Raw genomic sequence first — 17,508 nt, 5'->3', positions numbered from 1 at the left:
ACTGCCCAAGTGAGTAAGCACCATGAGTATTTCCCTTCGCGATCAGTTGCTCAAAGCAGGCCTGGTCAACCAAAAGCAGGCCAAACAGGTCAGCAAGGACAAGCAGAAACAGCAGCGTCTGGCCCACAAAGGTCAGATCGAGCTGGATGACTCGCAGCAGCGCGCCGCCCAGGAAGCCATGGCCGAGAAGGTCAAGCGCGACCAGGAGCTCAACCGTCAGCAGAAAGAGAAAGCCGAGGCCAAGGCCCGTGCCGCGCAGGTCAAGCAGTTGATCGAAGTCTCGCGTCTGCCGAAGCTGACCACCGAGGATTACTACAACTTCGTCGACGACAAGAAGGTCAAGCGTATCTCGGTCAACACGCTGATGCGCAACAAGCTCAGCAGTGGTTCGCTAGCGATCGTCCATCATGCCGGCGGCTACGAAGTGATCCCGCGTGATGCGGCCCTGAAGATCCAGGAGCGCGACCCGCAACGCATCGTGCAGCTCAACGTGCAGACCGAAGAAGTCAGCACCGAGGACGATCCGTACGCGGCTTACCAGATCCCTGATGATCTGATGTGGTAAATCGATAAGCTGTAACAACGACAAACCCCGCTCATGGCGGGGTTTGTCGTTTTCAATGCTGTGGTTGCTTCAGGCGGAACATAAATCCCGTTGCTGTTCTTGCAGTTCCAGTTCGGCCTTGTAGTTGTGGGCGTCGTTCTCGTTATGGAACATCCCGACCAGCAGGTCTTGTTGATGCACGTCCCAGATCCGGATACCGGCGGCTACGCCTTCATGGGACATGTGTGAATCGTCGCGTTCAGTTACTTTTACAGTCATCTGCTAGCTCCAAATCTCAAGTTATCTGCAGCAAGGCGTGTGCAGGGCTCTGTTATAGAATTTGTTAGGAGGCTAAGTAAACGGCTGATTCGCGCAAGGTGTTGTTGCGTTTTTTGCAACAGTGCTGCAGGCCGCTAAATCCGCGACATTCGGTCGCAGGGCGGTAAGTTGCATGACAGAAGTTTCATTTTCAGCCTCACACAATCCCATGTAGGAGCTGCCGAAGGCTGCGATCTTTTGATCTTGTCTTTTAAAAATCACAGTCAAAAGATCGCAGCCTTCGGCAGCTCCTACATGGGGGATTTGTGTCGGCCATGAGTTTTCTGCAGACCAAAAAAACGCCCCGAACCAGTCGGGGCGTTTTCAGGTGTGGCTCAAGCCAGGGGAATTACTTGCCTTCCCAGCGCTTCAGTACCAGCGTGGCGTTGGTGCCGCCGAAGCCGAAGCTGTTGCTCATCACGGTGTTGATGGTGGCGTTCTCGCGGGTCTTGGTCAGCACCGGCAGATCGGCCACTTCAGGGTCCAGCTCGTCGATGTTGGCGGAACCGGCAATGAAGTTGCCTTCCATCATCAGCATGCAGTAGATCGCTTCGTGAACGCCGGCGGCGCCCAGGGAGTGACCGGACAGGCTCTTGGTCGAGCTGATCGCTGGAGCCTTGTCGCCGAACACTTCACGCACACCTTTCATTTCCGCAACGTCGCCGACCGGAGTCGAAGTGCCGTGGGTGTTCAGGTAGTCGATCGGGGTATCAACGGTGGACATCGCCATCTGCATGCAGCGGATCGCGCCTTCGCCACTCGGGGCAACCATGTCGTAGCCATCGGACGTCGCGCCGTAGCCAACGATTTCGGCGTAGATCTTCGCGCCACGGGCCAGAGCGTGTTCCAGCTCTTCAACCACGACCATGCCGCCACCGCCAGCGATGACGAAACCGTCACGGTCGGCGTCGTAGGCGCGGGAGGCTTTTTCCGGGGTGTCGTTACGCTTGCTGGACAGAGCGCCCATTGCGTCGAACAGGAACGACTGGCTCCAGTGCTCTTCTTCACCGCCACCGGCGAAAACGATGTCCTGCTTGCCCATCTGGATCTGTTCCATGGCGGTACCGATGCAGTGAGCACTGGTGGCGCAGGCAGAAGCGATGGAGTAGTTCAGGCCTTTGATCTTGAATGGCGTGGCCAGGCAAGCGGAAACGGTGCTGCTCATGGTCCGCGTTACGCGGTATGGGCCGACGCGCTTCACGCCTTTCTCGCGCAGGATGTCCAGCGCTTCCATCTGGTTCAGCGTGGAAGCACCGCCGGAGCCGGCAACCAGGCCGGTACGCGGGTTGGACACTTGCTCTTCGGTCAGGCCGGAGTCAGCAATGGCGTCTTTCATGGCCAGGTAGGCGTAAGCCGCTGCGTGGCCGACGAAGCGATAGATCTTGCGATCGATCAGCTCTTCAAGGTTGAGGTCGATGGAGCCGGAAACCTGGCTACGCAGACCCATTTCGGCATATTCCGGGTTGAACCGGATGCCAGGGCGGCTTGCACGCAGGTTAGCGGAGACGGTCTCTTTGTCATTGCCCAGGCACGAAACAATGCCCAGACCAGTGATAACGACGCGGCGCATGCGAATAACCCTTAGAAGTTGTCAGTGGAGGTGAACACGCCGACGCGAAGGCCTTCGGCGGTGTAGATTTCGCGACCGTCGACAGTCACCGAACCATCGGCGATGGCCAGGTTCAGCTTGCCCTTGAGGACGCGTTTGATATGAATGTTGTAGGTGACTTTCTTGGCGGTCGGCAGCACCTGACCGAAGAACTTCACTTCGCCCGAACCCAGCGCACGGCCGCGGCCCGGCAGGCCTTGCCAGCCCAGGAAGAAGCCGACCAGTTGCCACATGGCATCCAGACCCAGGCAGCCCGGCATCACCGGATCGCCTTCGAAGTGGCAAGCGAAGAACCACAGGTCAGGGTTGATATCCAGTTCGGCGACCAATTCACCTTTGCCGTACTTGCCGCCTTCTTCACTGATCAGAGTGATGCGATCGACCATCAGCATGTTCGGGGCGGGCAGTTGCGCGTTACCTGGGCCGAACAGCTCACCGCGACTGCAGCGCAGCAGATCTTCCCGAGTAAAGGCGTTTTGTTTGGTCATGCGAGCTCCTCAATAATCCCATGCGGCAGGTGGGGCAAATCTTCCCGACCGTTCGAAGCGTTCATGCCTCGAACCGGCAGCCTACTCATAGACTATTGCGTTGTGGTGAAAGTCACAGCACCAAGGACATGAATGTACACTTGTGCACTGAAATTTTTATTCAAGCCTCTTTTGAGGCTCGTTCGGGTGCCTAAGACTGCCGCACTTTCGCTTTTCACGCCAGTCGCAGATGGTCGAAAAGCCGTCACTACGACACCCATCGCTGCAGAATCTGCTGCAAGTCATTGCGTTTGAACGGCTTGGCCAGATAATCGTTCATGCCCGCCGACAGGCAGGTTTCCCGGTCACCCTGCAAAGCGTTTGCCGTCAATGCGATGATCGGCACATCGCTGCGTCCGTGCAGACAGCGAATCTGCCGGGTCGCCTCGTAGCCATCGATGATCGGCAGGCGACAGTCCATCAGGATCACTTCGAAATCACTGCTCTCGGCACTGCGCACCGCTTGCGCGCCATCAGTGGCGACACTGACAGTAAAGCCCAGACTGCGCAGCATCGCTTCAATCACGGTCTGGTTGACCGGATTATCTTCCACCAACAAGACTTTGCGCCCCTCGCCATGGTCGTTGCCATTCAGTGCCCGTGGTGCGGCCAGTTGTGGTAACGCCTGCTTATATAAGGCCAGTGGAATTTCCAGGGTGAACACCGAGCCACGACCTTCTTCGCTCTGCGCACGCAAGGTGCCGCCCATGCGTTCGGCGAGGGTGCGGGCGATCGGCAGGCCCAGACCGGTGCCGCCGTAGCGTCGCGAGATCGAACTGTCGGCCTGCTGGAACGCGTTGAACATCAGCTCCAGGCTTTCGGACGAAATGCCGATGCCACTGTCGCGTACCGAGCAGGTGAACCACAGCAGTTCGTGATCCAGCGATTGCCACTGCGCTTCGATACTGACCCGGCCCTGTTCGGTGAACTTCAGGGCATTGCCGACCAGGTTCACCAGAATCTGCCGAATCCGCGTCGGGTCGCCCTGCACCTGCAAGCCGCGCATGTCCTCGGGAATTCGCAGATCAAGCGCCAGACCACGCTGCACCGCGCTGTGTTGGAACGACTGCGCGCAGGCCCCGATTACTTCAGCGAGATTGAACGGAATGTGTTCCATCTCAAGCTCGGAACGTTCGATGCGCGAAAAGTCGAGGATGTCGTTGATCACCTTGAGCAAGTGCTCGGTGGATTCCGAGGCTAGCGCGGCGTATTCGATTTGCTCCTCGGTCATTTCTGTTGTTTCAAGCAGTTGCAGCATGCCCAACACGCCATTCATCGGCGTGCGCAGTTCATGGCTCATCATCGCCAGAAAATCGGATTTGGCGTTGTTGGCCTTTTCCGCTTCCTCGCGGGTCTGGATCAATTGCGCCATGGCCTGCTGCTGTTCACGACTGGCCTGTTCCAGCGCCTGAGCGAGGTTGTTGATGTGCTGCGACAGGGCACCCAGTTCGGTGTCGTCGACAATCGGCAGCGGTGTTTTGAAGTCGCCGTCCTGAATCGCCTTGACCGCATTGCCGATATCGCGGATCGGCTGCGACAGACTGCCCGCCAGGCGTCGCGCCACGACGAAGGTGAAGAGCAGGGCGAACATCGCCAGAATCCCGGCCTTGAGCAGGATTTCCTGCTGACGCTGACTGAAGGCATCGTTGGACAGACCGACGATCACACGCCCCAGATAATCCTCGTTGGCCGCACCACTGCTGGCTTTTGCGTCGTGAAAAAAATCATTGTTCAAAGCGATTCGTTGCAACCGCACCGGCGCCTGGAACACTTCGACCTGATGCGGGCGACGGTGTGCATCCGCCGGTTGTTCGACGTACGCCAGAATTCGGTTGGCGCTGTCCTGTACCTCAAGAAACCGCACGTTGGGCGTTGCCAGCGTGGCCTTGAGCAGGCTTTCCAACACTTCGTTGTTGCCGGAAATCACTCCGTATTCGGTGGCGGGGGCCAGTTGGTTGGCGATCAGTTGGCCGGTGTGGTTCAGCTCCTGACGCAAATCCTGAATGCGTACAAAGGTGAAGAAACTGATCAGCATTAAGGTCAGCAACAGCGCCGGGCCCAGGCTGATCATCTGGGTGCGGGTGTTGATGTCCCAACGGCGACGAAAACTCATGGGCGGCGTTCTCCTTCAGCCAAAGCGCTGGCGACAGACGCGTCATCAAGCGGTTCGATCCCTAAGGAACGAGCCACCTGCGCATTACTTGAGACTTTAAAGTGTGCGGGATAGAGCGTTCTCGGCCAATTGGCAGGCGCTTGGTCGAGCAAATGGTCGAGCACGCTCAGCCAGTCGCTCTGGTCGCTGTAAGTGCTCGCCAGGCTGCCAGCACGGACAAACGCGGCGTTGGGGCCGACCAGCGCCAATTGCCTTGAGTAACTGCTGAGCAGCAGGTTTTTCGCGGTTTTCGGGTTGTACAGATCCGGGTCGTCGAGGCCCAGCAGCACGTCGCTGTTTTTCAGCACCTCTTGCAGTGGGCGGCTGTCGTGGGTGTTGTCCCAGCGTTGACTGACGATTTCCAGGTCCAAGGGGCGGGCTGCCAGTTGCAGTTCTTTAAGGAGGAACTCGCTGTGCTGATCGAACAACACGCCAACCCGTCGCGCCTGGGGCAGGATTCGCCGGATCAGTTGCAACTGCCGGCCCAGAGGTGGATCGCTCCACAGCAAGCTCAGGTGCGACGGCTGTGCCGAGCCAAGACGTTGCCGGGCTTGCAAACGGCTGATGCGCAAGACTAGCGTGGGCGGGCCTTGCGACTCTTGCAGACGCCAGTCGAGGCTCGGCAGGTCGAGCAAAATCAGGCGCAGGCTGGAGGGGAGTTTGCCCGGCACCGGCAGACTGGCCAATGGCTGGAAACGCACATTATCGGTCGGGCGCAACTCACTCAGCGCCTGAACGAAGGCCTGCACGCCGGGGCTTTCTTCGGCGCCGGTCAATAGAATGTCGGCCGCCTGCACCGCCACGCCATGCAGCCATGCGGTCAAAAACAGGCACAGCACGGCCAGCCAGTGGCCAAGGGTCGGCGTCTTCCGTGACAGGCCGAAGCGCATCCTAGAACTCCAACTCGGCGCTGAAGTACATCACGCGGCGTTCGTCATAGTTGTTGTCGACGAACGTGGTCGGTTCGTGGTCGAGCCGCTGTTGCAACACGCCGGCCAGTTGCAGTTGGGCCTTGCCCAAAGCGATGCGTTTGGCGATGCGCGTGTCGACCCGTTCGAAGCGGTAGCCGTTGAGGGCGTTGTCGCCGTAATAGAAGAGGGCGCTGTTCCAGCCGTGCCCCCAATCGCGCAGCCAGCCGGCGGAACCGCTGTTGCTCGCGGTGAATTGCTGATCCAGCGGATTGCTCGCCTCGGCGTCGACGTAGGCGTAAGTGAAACGCAAGCGGTCGACCCTGCTCACGCGCCAGTCGAGTTGTGCTTCGCTGCCGCGAAACCGTGAGCTGTTGGCGTTGCTGGCGATGTATTGGTTGTTGCGCAGTGGCTCACTGATCATGCCGGTGATTTCGTCGTAGAACAGCTTCACATCCAGCGCTAGGCCTTGCTCGGGGAAATAGCCGTTGTAGCCGAGTTCGCGCGAACGCATATGTTCCTTGTCGAGATCGCCAGGGCCGCGAGTCTTGACGAAATAGCGCGCCGACGACTGGCCGTAGGCCGAAGGCCGCAGCTTGGTCACCTGATAGCTCCAGTTGACGTTGTTCTCGAACATGTCCGGCGAGCGGATCGCCTCCGAGTACACCGCACGCAGGCCGTGGCGCGGATTGATCAGGTAATTGACGGCGAAGCGCGGGGTCAGCGAACTGCCGATCAGTTGGGTGTCTTCGAACATCGCTCCGCCCTGCAACAACCAGTGTTCAGTCGCGCGCCACTCCAATTGGCCGAATGCACGCCAGGTGGTGTCATCCAGCGTGCCGTTGAAGTAGGTCTCGGAATCGGCCCGGTCGTAACGATAGTTCATGCCGCTGACCAGACGCAGGCTGTCGGACAGGCTGAGGGTGTCTTGCAGTTCGAGGTCGTAGCGCGACTCGCGGGCACTCTGATCGATATCGCCGCACAGGGTTTGACTGGCGCCGTTGCGCCACTGATCGAGCACACGATTGGCCAGCGCCATTTGCTGCGGCGTGCCGGATTCCGGGCCGGGGCCGAGGAAACGGTTGATATTGCGTGCCAGGCGTTCGGTGTAATTCGGGTCGATTTGCCACAGTTGCGTCAACTCGGGGCTGAACGACACCTCGGCGTCGCAGGCGCGCCAGGTTTGCTGGCGATCCCAGTGTTGCGCCGAGCCTTGGATATAGAGGCTGTGTTCGGGATTGATGTCGAGGTTCCAGCGCACCGAACCGGCGTAGTCCTTGGCTATCACGTCGGAATTGTTCCCGGCGGCGGTAATCCCCGAGAACACCGGGCGGTAGGTGTAGGGCCGCTGGTTGGTGCCGTCCTTTGCGTTGACCTGCCAGTCGATACTCTGGTTGTCACTGAGGGTTTGGCTGACGGCGAGACTGAAACGATTCAAGCGACGATTGTCACGGTAATCGGCACCGGTTCGATCGGTGTCGAACCCATCATCTTCCTGACCGGACAGCGACAGCCGCAGGTCGCCGCCATTCCATCCCGTGCCCTGGCTGGCATAGAAGTCATTGATGCCGCGCTGGCCGCGAGTAATCTTCAGCCGCGTGCCGTGGCTGTCCGCCGGGTTGCGGGTGATGATGTTGACCACCGCCATCAACGCGTTGGCACCGTAGCTGACGGTGTTAGGGCCACGAAAGACTTCGATGCGCTCGATGTCCTCGATGGCCACCGGAATATCACTCCAGTCCACCGTGGCCAGGCCTGCGCGGTACACCGAACGGCCATCGATCAACACCTGCATGCGCCGTGCTTCGCTGGCGTTGGTGCCGTGATAATTGACCGCTGCCTGATTGCCGCTGATGTTGCCGACCATCATCCCCGGCACCAGACGCAGCAGTTCGCTGATGTCGCGGGCGCCGCTGGCGGTGATCAATTCGCTGTCGAGCACGGTCATGCTCCCCGGCACTTCCGCAGGCGTCTGTTTCAACCGAGTGGCCGTCAGCACCTGTGGCAGCGCTTCGCTGTCCATGAACAGATCGTCCGCCTGCAACAAAGGGCTGAACAGCAGCGCCAGCAGCAGAGAGGAACGTGATGGGGAAGGGCCAGAAAACACGACACAGCCTATAGAGTGAAGAATTGGCGCGCATGTTAACCGAGGGCTGCGACTTTTCCAGTCACGTTGCAGGCATTTTCCTAGGTTTTATTGGTCTTCTTCCTACAAGTGTCGGTAATTGACGTGGGGGCTGGCCGCGACCGGGTCGCCCCGTATAATGCCGCCATCGCCACTGGTATGGATTAACGGATTGCATATGACTGAACAGCGCCCGATTGCGGTCCTGGGAGGCGGAAGTTTTGGTACCGCCGTGGCCAATCTTCTGGCCGAGAACGGCCATCAAGTCTTGCAGTGGATGCGTGACCCGGAGCAGGCCGAGGCCATCCGGGTCAATCGCGAAAACCCGCGTTACCTCAAAGGCATCAAGATTCTGCCGGGCGTGACTGCGGTCACTGACCTGCAAGCCACCCTCGACGCCTGCGACCTGTGCTTTGTCGCGCTGCCGTCCAGCGCGTTGCGCACGGTGCTGGCGGCTCACGCCGAGCGGCTGAGCGGCAAAATGCTGGTCAGCCTGACCAAAGGCATCGAAGCCCACACCTTCAAACTGATGAGCCAGATCCTCGAAGAGATCGCCCCGCAGGCACGTATCGGCGTGTTGTCCGGGCCGAATCTGGCGCGGGAAATCGCCGAACACGCGCTGACCGCCACGGTGGTTGCCAGTGAGGACGAAGAACTGTGCAAGCAGGTGCAAGCGGCGCTGCATGGCCGCACCTTCCGCGTTTATGCCAGCGCCGACCGTTTCGGTGTCGAGCTGGGCGGGGCCTTGAAAAACGTTTACGCGATCATCGCCGGCATGGCGGTGGCGCTGGAAATGGGCGAGAACACCAAGAGTATGCTGATCACTCGCGCCTTGGCCGAGATGACCCGGTTTGCGGTCAATCAGGGCGCCAACCCGATGACCTTCCTTGGCTTGGCCGGCGTTGGCGATCTTATCGTCACGTGCTCGTCGCCCAAGAGCCGCAACTATCAGGTCGGATTCGCCCTCGGTCAGGGCCTGAGCCTTGAAGAAGCGGTATCGCGCCTCGGTGAAGTCGCCGAAGGGGTGAACACCCTGAAGGTGCTCAAAGCCAAATCCCAGGAGGTTGGCGTGTACATGCCGCTGGTCGCCGGGCTGCACGCCATTCTGTTCGAAGGACGCACGCTGGAGCAGGTGATTGGTCTACTGATGCGGGCCGAGCCGAAAACCGACGTCGACTTTATTTCCACCAGTGGTTTCAACTGATTCACAGGGAACGACATATGAACGATCCGAAAACCGAAGCCAAGTACGAATCCATCCTTCTGCGGGTGTTGTGGATGATCGTCTACGTGCTGGTCTGGCAAGTGGCGCAGTTCATCCTCGGCGCGGTGGTGCTGGTGCAACTGATCTATCGTTTGATCTATGGCGCCCCGAGCGCCAGCCTGATGAATTTCGGCGACAGCCTGAGCCAGTTTCTGGCGCAGATCGGCCGCTTCGGCAGCTTCCACAGCGACCAGAAACCCTGGCCGTTCGCCGACTGGCCAACGCCGCGTACCCCGGAAGGTGAAGCGCCGCACGCCGTGCCGCCAGCACCGCATCCGGCCCGAGATGAGGAACCCAAGCTATGAAACTCTGGGTATTGCGTCACGGCGAGGCCGTGCCTTATGGCTCGCGCCCCGATTCCGAGCGCGAGCTGACCCAGCACGGTCGCAAAGAAGTCCTGCGCAGTGCGGCCCACCTGAAGGGCAAGCCATTGACCGCAATCTACGCCAGCCCTTATCTGCGCGCGCAGCAGACTGCACAGATTGTCCGCGAGGTGCTGAAATTCGAGCCGGAGATTCGCACGGTCGAGTGGCTGACGCCGGAAGTTGATCCGGACAAGGTCACCGATCAGCTGGTGTCGGTGAGCAATGTACTGCTGGTCAGTCACAACCCGTTGGTGGGCAATCTGTTGAGCTACCTGCAACATGGCGCCGGGTATCCGCCGGAGCGGGTCAGCACGGCGGGGTTGGCTGAGCTTGAGAGTCCTGAACTGCTGATCGGCTCGATGACCCTCAACAGCCTCAAGCACCCATAACGCTGATCCCTTTGTGGGAGCGAGCCTGCTCGCGAAAGCGGAGTGTCATTCACAACTTATGTGCCTGACACCCTGCATTCGCGAGCAGGCTCGCTCCCACATGTTCTCTGTGTCGTCGGAAATTATTTGTGTGAATTTTCCAACCAAGCACTTGCTTGGTTGACTACGCTTGCTCCAGACCAAAAAAACAGGAGCGAGTCGCATGTCTGCCGCATTCCGTTTGCCGCTGGACGTGTTTTACGAACGCGAGGGCCGGCACCCGCGCCAGCGCTTCCTCGTGCAACCTGTCGGCGGTGGGCAGGTCGAGACCCTGACCTGGGCCGACGTCGGTCATCAGGCCCGCTGCGCTGCGCACTGGCTGCGTGCCCGGGAATTGCCGCAAGGCAGCCACATCGCCCTGATCTCGAAAAACTGCGCACACTGGATCATTGCCGATCTGGCGATCTGGATGGCCGGGCACGTTTCGGTGCCGCTGTATCCCAACCTCACAGCCGACTCCGTGGCTCAAGTACTCAATCACTCGGAAAGCGTCTTGGCGTTCATCGGCAAACTCGATGACTGGCCGGGCATGTCCAAAGGTGTGCCGGCAGATCTGCCGACCATCAGCCTCCCGCTGCATCCGCCCGGCGAGTTCGATTTCAGTTGGGATGACCTGCAGCGCAGTTCACCGATCCAGGATGACCCGCGTCCCGCCGCCGAGCAACTGGCGACCATCATCTACACCTCCGGCACCACTGGCCTGCCCAAAGGCGTGATGCACAGCTTTGCCAATCTCGGGTTCGCGACGACCCGGGGCACGCAGTTGTTCGGGCTCAACGAGAGTGACCGACTGCTGTCGTACCTGCCGTTGTGCCACGTCGCCGAGCGCATGTTCGTTGAACTGGCTTCGATCTACACCGGGCAGACCGTGTTCTTTGCTGAAAGCCTCGACACTTTTATCACTGACCTCAAACGTGCGCGGCCGACGGCGATGTTCGGCGTGCCGCGGATCTGGACCAAATTCCAGATGGGCGTCTACAGCAAGATCCCGGCCAAGCGTCTGGATTTCCTCCTCGGCCTGCCATTCATTGGCAAGCGGGTAGGGCACAAAGTGCTGGCAGGCCTGGGGCTTGATGCCTTGCGCGTTGCTCTGTCCGGCGCAGCACCGGTGCCGCAGACTTTGCTCACCTGGTATCAGAAGCTCGGGCTCGATGTGCTGGAGGTCTATGGCATGACCGAGAGTTGCGGCTACTCGCACATCTGCCTGCCGGGCCAGTACAAACAGGGCTGGATCGGCAAACCGTGCCCGGATGTCGAGGTGCGCATCGATGAGTCAGGCGAGGTGCAGGTGCGCAGTCGGGCGAACATGCTCGGCTATTTCAAGGAACCGCAGAAAACCGCTGAAACCCTCACAGAAGATGGCTTCCTGCGTACTGGCGACAAGGGCGAGCAGGATGCCGAGGGACGTCTGCGATTAACCGGGCGGTTGAAGGAGATTTTCAAGACCAGCAAAGGCAAGTACGTGGCGCCGGCACCGATCGAAAACCGTCTGGCGGTGCATTCGCGAATCGAGCAGGTGTGCGTGGTCGGTGATGGCCTGAGTGCGCCGCTGGGCTTGTGCGTACTCTCAAGCGTCAATCAGGAGGAGCCGCGTGCGAGTCTGCATTCGAGCCTGGAAAAACTTCTGGAAGACGTCAATGCCGTGCTCGACAAACACGAACGCCTGCGTCGGTTAGTGGTGGTCAAGGACAGTTGGGCGGTGGAAAACGGCTTTCTCACGCCGACCCTGAAAATCAAACGCAACGTCATCGAAGACACCTACGGCACCCGCTTCGAAGAATGGAGCGAGCGCAGTGAGGCAGTGCTGTGGCAGGATTGAGCGACCACTAAAAACAACAAAGGAAGTCTGCGATGAGTCTGTGGCGCACCATCCCGAACATCGAGCAGTTGAACGCGATCCAGAAAAACACCATCGGCGAAGTGCTGGATATCCGCTTCGAAGCGTTCGATGAAGAATCGCTGACCGCGAGCATGGTCATCGACCATCGCACTCACCAGCCTTACGGATTGCTGCATGGCGGCGCATCGGTGGTGCTGGCGGAAACCGTCGGTTCGATGGCCAGCTATTTGTGCATCGACGCGAGCAAGTTTTACTGCGTGGGGCTGGAGATCAACGCCAACCATTTGCGCGGCTTGCGCAGTGGTCGGGTGACGGCGGTGGCCAAGCCGATTCATATCGGCCGCACGACGCACGTGTGGGATATCCGTCTGACCAGCGATGAAGGCAAGGCCAGTTGTGTGTCGCGATTGACCATGGCGGTGGTGCCTTTGGGGCAGACGCCACCTTCGAGTTGAGTCATACGCTACCTCGTCTGATCACACTCATGGGCAGGTCGCCCGCGTTCGGTGTTTCCGGGTGATAACCGGCGGGTGTCGCATCTCTCCAAATCCGGTTCGCTGGAGTGAAACGATCCAGAGTGAAGTCCCCATCATCGTGCCTGGCCAGCTCGAAGGCGCCACGCTGCACATGCTGTCCCACGTATGTCCGGGCCTCGGTGGGAGTGGCCAGGCTTGTGATGACGGCTGAGCGCAAGTGGGCATTGTCGATGGCGCTTGTCAGAGGTTCGGCGAGCAATGTCAGTGATGCGGTCAAGGTCGAGCCGGCGGTACGCGTCACTACGCCATATAGCCATTCCGCGCCGTTTGGCAGAGAAAGCTCAGAGTGTTCCGGACTGCGATACTCACCCCCGCGCAATGAATTGATCGTGGTGATGGATACGCCATCCACACCTTCGACGACAGCACTGATCATGAAATCAACGCCGGGCGCGAGCCCTGCCGTGAGCGCACCGTCTGTCAAAAGAACACCCCCATAGAAGGCCGTGCGCCATGCCGTTGTGGTGCCGGAAGGAGCAATCGTAACGCTGGGGCCGACGTTGGCGAGCGCGCGTTGGCCTGCTTCCCTAGTCATGCCCCCCGGCACGCTGGCAAGAATACTGATCGCTGTGAGATTCAAGGCTTCCCTGTCGGCCAGGTACGCATAAAGCGGGGCAGCCGCTCCCGCCGCAGCGCCCGCCAGCCCCAAGATGCCGGCCATGACTTTCTGTGTGGTGCGGCTGTAGTTACGGCTGCTGGCAATACGACTGCCTGCTCCTATCCCCATGGATCCACCGGCCAATGCACCCGCCATGCTGCCCGCTATGGTCAATCCCAGATTGACACTCGGGTCTGGCGGTGTGTGCGGGTCGTCGCTTGCCCATCCCTCCAGTGCTTTTGCTGCAAAATATTTAATCGCACCCCCGGCCAGTGCACTCAGACTGTCACGGGCAAAGGTTGCGAGCGCCGCGCCCGTGCCCTCTCTTACAGTGACCAGCCCCTGAAAGTCGATATGCCCTATAGGGTTGCCGTGCACCATGGCAAACAGATTCAGGCCATCGGTTGCACCTAGTGGGTCTGCATTGATCCAGCGTTGAAACCAAGGCGCGTAGTAACGAAAACCGTAGTAATACAGTCCGCTGGCATCCCGTTCTTTTCCTGAATAGCGCTGGGTCTTGTAGTTCGCTTCGACCAGGCTTCGGCCCGCCCACCAACAGGTACCGCCAAAGGGGTAGTAGCTTTCGCGCGAGATAATCTGTGCCAGTGCGTCCAGTTCAACGGTGCTGGAGTTCAAGTGATCGGTGAAGCTGTAGCGTTGCTGATCTTGCTTCATGTCGCCTGGTGGAGTTTTTTCCCAGTGCAGCACCTGGACTGTCGCGCGACCGGCCTTGATCGTCATGACGTGGACTATCTGATCCGGCTCTGTGCGAATTTCCAGACCGGGCAGGTAACGGGTTTCATTGAAACGTTGCACTGCGCTAGTGTAAGCCTGACGGATTTTTCGCTGGCGCTGACCGCCGCCGTCGTAAACGTAAAATTCGAGATCATTCGGCTCATCCTCACGAACCACCTGTTCGACCTGCTGCAACTCATTGCGTGGATTCCACTGCAGGACTTGTCCGCGTTGCAGAAACACGCGGTTTCCATTGGCGTCGTAAGCGGCGGCAATCGCCTGCTCATCGGGCAACTGGCCGTCGGGAGGGGCTGGCAGGCTGCGATTGCTGGCGCTGGCCACAACCGTGCGCTCGGTGCGGTTTCCACTGGCGGCGCGGTGCTCCATCAATAGCAGATTGCCGGCCGGATCATAGGTGTAGGTACGCGTATAGTTTTCCAGTTGTCCCGGATCGGCGGGAGAGATAAATGCGGGTAACTGTGGCCCACCGGGAGCGTTACGGATCTGCCGGCCACTGGCTTGGATCAAGCGCGAGAGACTGTCGTAACGGTAGCTGCAGATCGCCTCGGATCGCTGGTTGCGGTGATAGGTCACCGCTTCTGCAGTATCGGTGATGCGGGTGATGTTGCCGATCGCATCATACGCGTAGGACAGATCCTGCAGGATCGAGCCATTGCTGGTCTGACTCGTCAGATGTTGCAGGCGACCATCGTCGAGGCTGAATGTCGCGTGGGAGATCACGTCATTTCCAGCGCGCTGCTGTTCAATAAGCCCGAAGGCGTTGTAGCGGATATCGCTGACCAGCATCTGGCTGTCGTCATTTGCAGCCAGTGTCAGACGGGTTTCTTTCAATTGGCCGGCCAGGTCTTGCAGCAGCGTTTGCCGATTACCCATGGCATCAGTCTGGCCAATCAACTCGCTCATGGCGTTGTAGCTGAAATGGGTCGTGGCGGGGAGAGCTTCCAGAAATACATCCCGCTCGGCTTCCATTTTCGGCCAGTTCACTGGCCAGCCGGGGTCGGCGCTGAAGGCGCGATGAAGTTGCAGTGGCTGGCCACTCATGTTGAATTCGGGGAAGTGCAGGGTGCCTGCAGTGTCATCATGGCGAATCAATCGGCCCAGGCGGTTATGGTCGTCTTCAGCCGTTCCGTCGAAGTAAGTGAAGCGCTCCGTGCAGTGTTCAGGCTCGCCCGCAGACTGCTCGAAAGTGGCGCTCGGTCGTCGCAAAGGATCATGGTGGGTACGGCTGTGGTTGCGCTTCTGATCCCAGCCTTCAACATGGGCGCCGTCCTCTGCGAGCAAGCTCGAGCGCCAGCCGGCGTCGGTATTTTCGCTCGACAGCAAGGCTCCCGACAGGCTGAACACATTGCTCTGATTCGCAGGGCCCGGCTTTTCAGATGTGTGCTCGCGGAACAGTCGGGGGTCGCGGCTGAATACCGTGCGGCCAGCCGCGTCATGCGTATGGTGAATGATGTAACGCTCAGGCGCCGAGATCTCATCGCGACGATGGTAATTCACGCCGCGCAGTACCAGGCCTCGAGCGTCGAAGGCTTGGATGGCAGGTGTATTCGCGTGAGTCATGGGCGCCGGCAATGTTAATGAGGATGATGTTCTTATCAGCCTGAACGCGGATTGGGTCAACTGACAGAACTGACAGTTGACAACAGCACCCTCGCGGCGACGGCTGAGCTATAGCCATGGCGCGACTGTCATCATTCCTGGCAGTTACGGTCATTGCCGCCGGCTTCGGTCTTACGGACAATCAACGCCACGTTTCCCGCTCATGGATTTACCGGTATGTCGCAACCGATCTTTTTCGCCCACGCCAACGGTTTCCCTTCGGGCACCTATGGCAAGTTGTTCGCGGCGCTGGCGCCCGAGTATCGGGTCGCGCATCTGGAGCAGCATGCCCATGACCCGCGTTTCCCGGCGGATGACAACTGGTACAACCTCGTTGACGAGTTGATCCACCATCTCAAACAGCAAGACCAGCCGGTGTGGGGCGTCGGTCATTCCTTCGGTGGTGTGCTGCATTTACACGCGGCGCTGCGTTGCCCTGAGTTGTATCGCGGCGTGGTGATGCTCGATTCGCCGGTGCTGACCCGCACGGATCAATGGGTGATTCGCGCCGCCAAGCGCTTTGGTTTCATCGATCGATTGACTCCGGCCGGCCGCACACTCGGGCGCCGCGAAGAGTTCGCCGACCTCGACAGCGCGCGCAGTTACTTCGCCGGAAAGAGCCTGTTTCGTGGCTTTGACCCGGAATGCTTCGACGCTTACCTGCAACATGGCCTGCACAAGGTCGGCGACAAGCTGCGTCTGCGTTTCGATCCGGCCACCGAGATCAGCATCTATCGCGGCGTGCCGCACACCAGCCCGGGGCGCACTCGTCAGTTGCAGGTACCGCTGGCGGTGGTGCGTGGGCACAAGAGTCGCGTGGTGATGCGCCATCACACCCACTTTGTTTCACGCCTTGCCCAGGGAGAGGCGCTGAGCATGCCCGGTGGCCATATGTTTCCCCTTGAGCGACCGCAAGACACCGCGCGGCTGCTGAAGAATCTGTTCACTCGCTGGGAAAACCGTCAGGACAAGGATTGCGCATGAGCCAGACAGTCGAAGAGGTGCGCCTGAGCCTGCCGCATATCGAGTTGGCAGCGCATTTGTTCGGCCCTGAGGATGGCTTGCCGGTGATCGCCCTGCATGGCTGGCTCGACAACGCCAACAGCTTCGCGCGCCTGGCGCCCAAGCTCAAAAGCCTGCGCATTATTGCGCTGGACATGGCTGGGCATGGGCATTCCGGGCATCGACCGAAGGGCGCCGGTTATGCGCTGTGGGACTACGCCCATGATGTGCTGCAAGTTGCCGAACAACTGGGCTGGAAACGGTTCGGCCTGCTCGGGCATTCGATGGGCGCCATCGTTTCACTGGTGCTGGCGGGTTCATTGCCGGAGCGTATCAGCCATCTGGCTTTGATCGACGGGGTGATTCCTCCTACAGACAAAGGCGAAAACGCTGCCGAGCGCATGGGCATGGCCCTGCAAGCGCAGCTGGATCTGCGCGAGAAGCGCAAACCGGTCTACAACACCCTCGACCGTGCCATCGAAGCGCGAATGAAAGGCTTGGTGGCGGTCAGTCGTGAGGCTGCAGAGTTGTTGGCTCAACGCGGTTTGATGCCGGTGCCCGGCGGTTACACCTGGCGCACCGACAATCGCCTGACCCTGCCTTCGCCATTGCGCCTGACTCAGGAGCAGGCGATGGCATTCGTCCAGCGCATCGGTTGCCCGGCGCAATTGGTGGTCGCGGCCGACGGCATGCTGGCCAAACATCCGGAGCTGCTGGAGCGTCTACCCTTTAGCAGGGAACAGCTGCCGGGCGGGCACCATTTGCACCTCAACGACGAGGCCGGTGCCGACCTTGTCGCAGACTGTTTCAATCGGTTCTTCGCCATTCCTTGACTTGCAGCGGGCAACTGTCGAGGCTGGGCGGGTTGAAATGGGAGACAACCACGATGGATTTCTATACCGCTGCGCCCCCGAATAGCCAAGTCATGCCGATCCGA

General features: G+C 59.7%; 15 protein-coding genes. 8 read left to right on the top strand and 7 right to left on the bottom strand.

Annotated features, from left to right (window positions below; translation table 11 throughout):
- Positions 1–22: 22 nt before the first annotated feature.
- Entirely contained in the window at positions 23–565 is a 543-nt protein-coding gene (locus ACA074_RS20295; protein WP_497677669.1) for a DUF2058 domain-containing protein, read from the top strand.
- A 69-nt stretch (positions 566–634) separates the two neighbouring features.
- On the opposite strand, the gene ACA074_RS20290 is transcribed toward ACA074_RS20295, so the two are convergent.
- From ACA074_RS20290 to ACA074_RS20265, 6 genes are all read right to left on the bottom strand, one after another.
- Positions 635–823 (bottom strand): hypothetical protein, encoded by a 189-nt coding sequence (locus tag ACA074_RS20290; protein WP_187680916.1) that lies wholly within the window; start codon positions 821–823, stop codon positions 635–637.
- Between the two features lie 388 nt (positions 824–1,211).
- Entirely contained in the window at positions 1,212–2,432 is a 1,221-nt protein-coding gene (gene fabB, locus ACA074_RS20285; RefSeq protein ID WP_187681291.1) for a beta-ketoacyl-ACP synthase I, read from the bottom strand.
- A gap of 11 nt (positions 2,433–2,443) precedes the next feature.
- Positions 2,444–2,959: a 3-hydroxyacyl-[acyl-carrier-protein] dehydratase FabA gene (fabA, locus tag ACA074_RS20280; RefSeq protein WP_003227150.1), complete on the bottom strand. Its 516-nt coding sequence runs from the start codon at positions 2,957–2,959 to the stop codon at positions 2,444–2,446.
- A gap of 247 nt (positions 2,960–3,206) precedes the next feature.
- Positions 3,207–5,111: an ATP-binding protein gene (locus tag ACA074_RS20275; RefSeq protein WP_497677668.1), complete on the bottom strand. Its 1,905-nt coding sequence runs from the start codon at positions 5,109–5,111 to the stop codon at positions 3,207–3,209.
- A complete protein-coding gene (locus ACA074_RS20270) occupies positions 5,108–6,040 on the bottom strand; it encodes an ABC transporter substrate-binding protein (protein ID WP_497615138.1) in 933 nt (310 codons plus the stop codon). Before ACA074_RS20270 ends, ACA074_RS20275 begins: the two co-directional genes overlap by 4 nt.
- Position 6,041: 1 nt before the next feature.
- Positions 6,042–8,165 (bottom strand): TonB-dependent receptor plug domain-containing protein, encoded by a 2,124-nt coding sequence (locus tag ACA074_RS20265; protein ID WP_497677667.1) that lies wholly within the window; start codon positions 8,163–8,165, stop codon positions 6,042–6,044.
- A 196-nt stretch (positions 8,166–8,361) separates the two neighbouring features.
- On the opposite strand from ACA074_RS20265, the gene ACA074_RS20260 reads away from it, so the two are divergent.
- From ACA074_RS20260 to ACA074_RS20240, 5 genes are all read left to right on the top strand, one after another.
- On the top strand, positions 8,362–9,387 hold the full coding sequence (locus tag ACA074_RS20260; protein ID WP_187681295.1) for an NAD(P)H-dependent glycerol-3-phosphate dehydrogenase: 1,026 nt from the start codon (positions 8,362–8,364) through the stop codon (positions 9,385–9,387).
- Between the two features lie 17 nt (positions 9,388–9,404).
- Positions 9,405–9,752: a DUF4389 domain-containing protein gene (locus tag ACA074_RS20255; RefSeq protein ID WP_095137170.1), complete on the top strand. Its 348-nt coding sequence runs from the start codon at positions 9,405–9,407 to the stop codon at positions 9,750–9,752.
- Positions 9,749–10,201 (top strand): phosphohistidine phosphatase SixA, encoded by a 453-nt coding sequence (gene sixA / locus ACA074_RS20250; RefSeq protein ID WP_489878976.1) that lies wholly within the window; start codon positions 9,749–9,751, stop codon positions 10,199–10,201. Before ACA074_RS20255 ends, sixA begins: the two co-directional genes overlap by 4 nt.
- A 202-nt stretch (positions 10,202–10,403) precedes the next feature.
- Positions 10,404–12,059, top strand: a complete 1,656-nt coding sequence (locus ACA074_RS20245) for an AMP-binding protein (RefSeq protein WP_497677666.1) — start codon at positions 10,404–10,406, stop codon at positions 12,057–12,059.
- Positions 12,060–12,091: 32 nt separating this feature from the next.
- The gene (locus ACA074_RS20240) at positions 12,092–12,535 is read left to right on the top strand and encodes a hotdog fold thioesterase (protein WP_497657916.1); all 444 of its coding nucleotides are present in this window, start codon (positions 12,092–12,094) and stop codon (positions 12,533–12,535) included.
- 1 nt (position 12,536) lies between these two features.
- Here ACA074_RS20240 and ACA074_RS20235 read toward each other — a convergent pair whose 3' ends face one another.
- A complete protein-coding gene (locus ACA074_RS20235) occupies positions 12,537–15,530 on the bottom strand; it encodes an RHS repeat-associated core domain-containing protein (RefSeq protein ID WP_497677665.1) in 2,994 nt (997 codons plus the stop codon).
- 216 nt (positions 15,531–15,746) lie between these two features.
- Between ACA074_RS20235 and ACA074_RS20230 the strand changes: the two genes are divergently transcribed.
- Both ACA074_RS20230 and ACA074_RS20225 read left to right on the top strand, forming a co-directional pair.
- Positions 15,747–16,553 carry an alpha/beta fold hydrolase gene (locus tag ACA074_RS20230; RefSeq protein WP_187681298.1) on the top strand — a complete coding sequence of 269 codons (807 nt, stop codon included), beginning with the start codon at positions 15,747–15,749 and terminating at the stop codon, positions 16,551–16,553.
- Positions 16,550–17,404, top strand: a complete 855-nt coding sequence (locus ACA074_RS20225; protein ID WP_497677664.1) for an alpha/beta hydrolase — start codon at positions 16,550–16,552, stop codon at positions 17,402–17,404. Before ACA074_RS20230 ends, ACA074_RS20225 begins: the two co-directional genes overlap by 4 nt.
- Positions 17,405–17,508: the final 104 nt, after the last annotated feature.

The sequence above is a fragment of the Pseudomonas sp. LBUM1655 genome (assembly GCF_059716085.1).
This window is presented reverse-complemented; position numbering and strand designations above follow the sequence as displayed.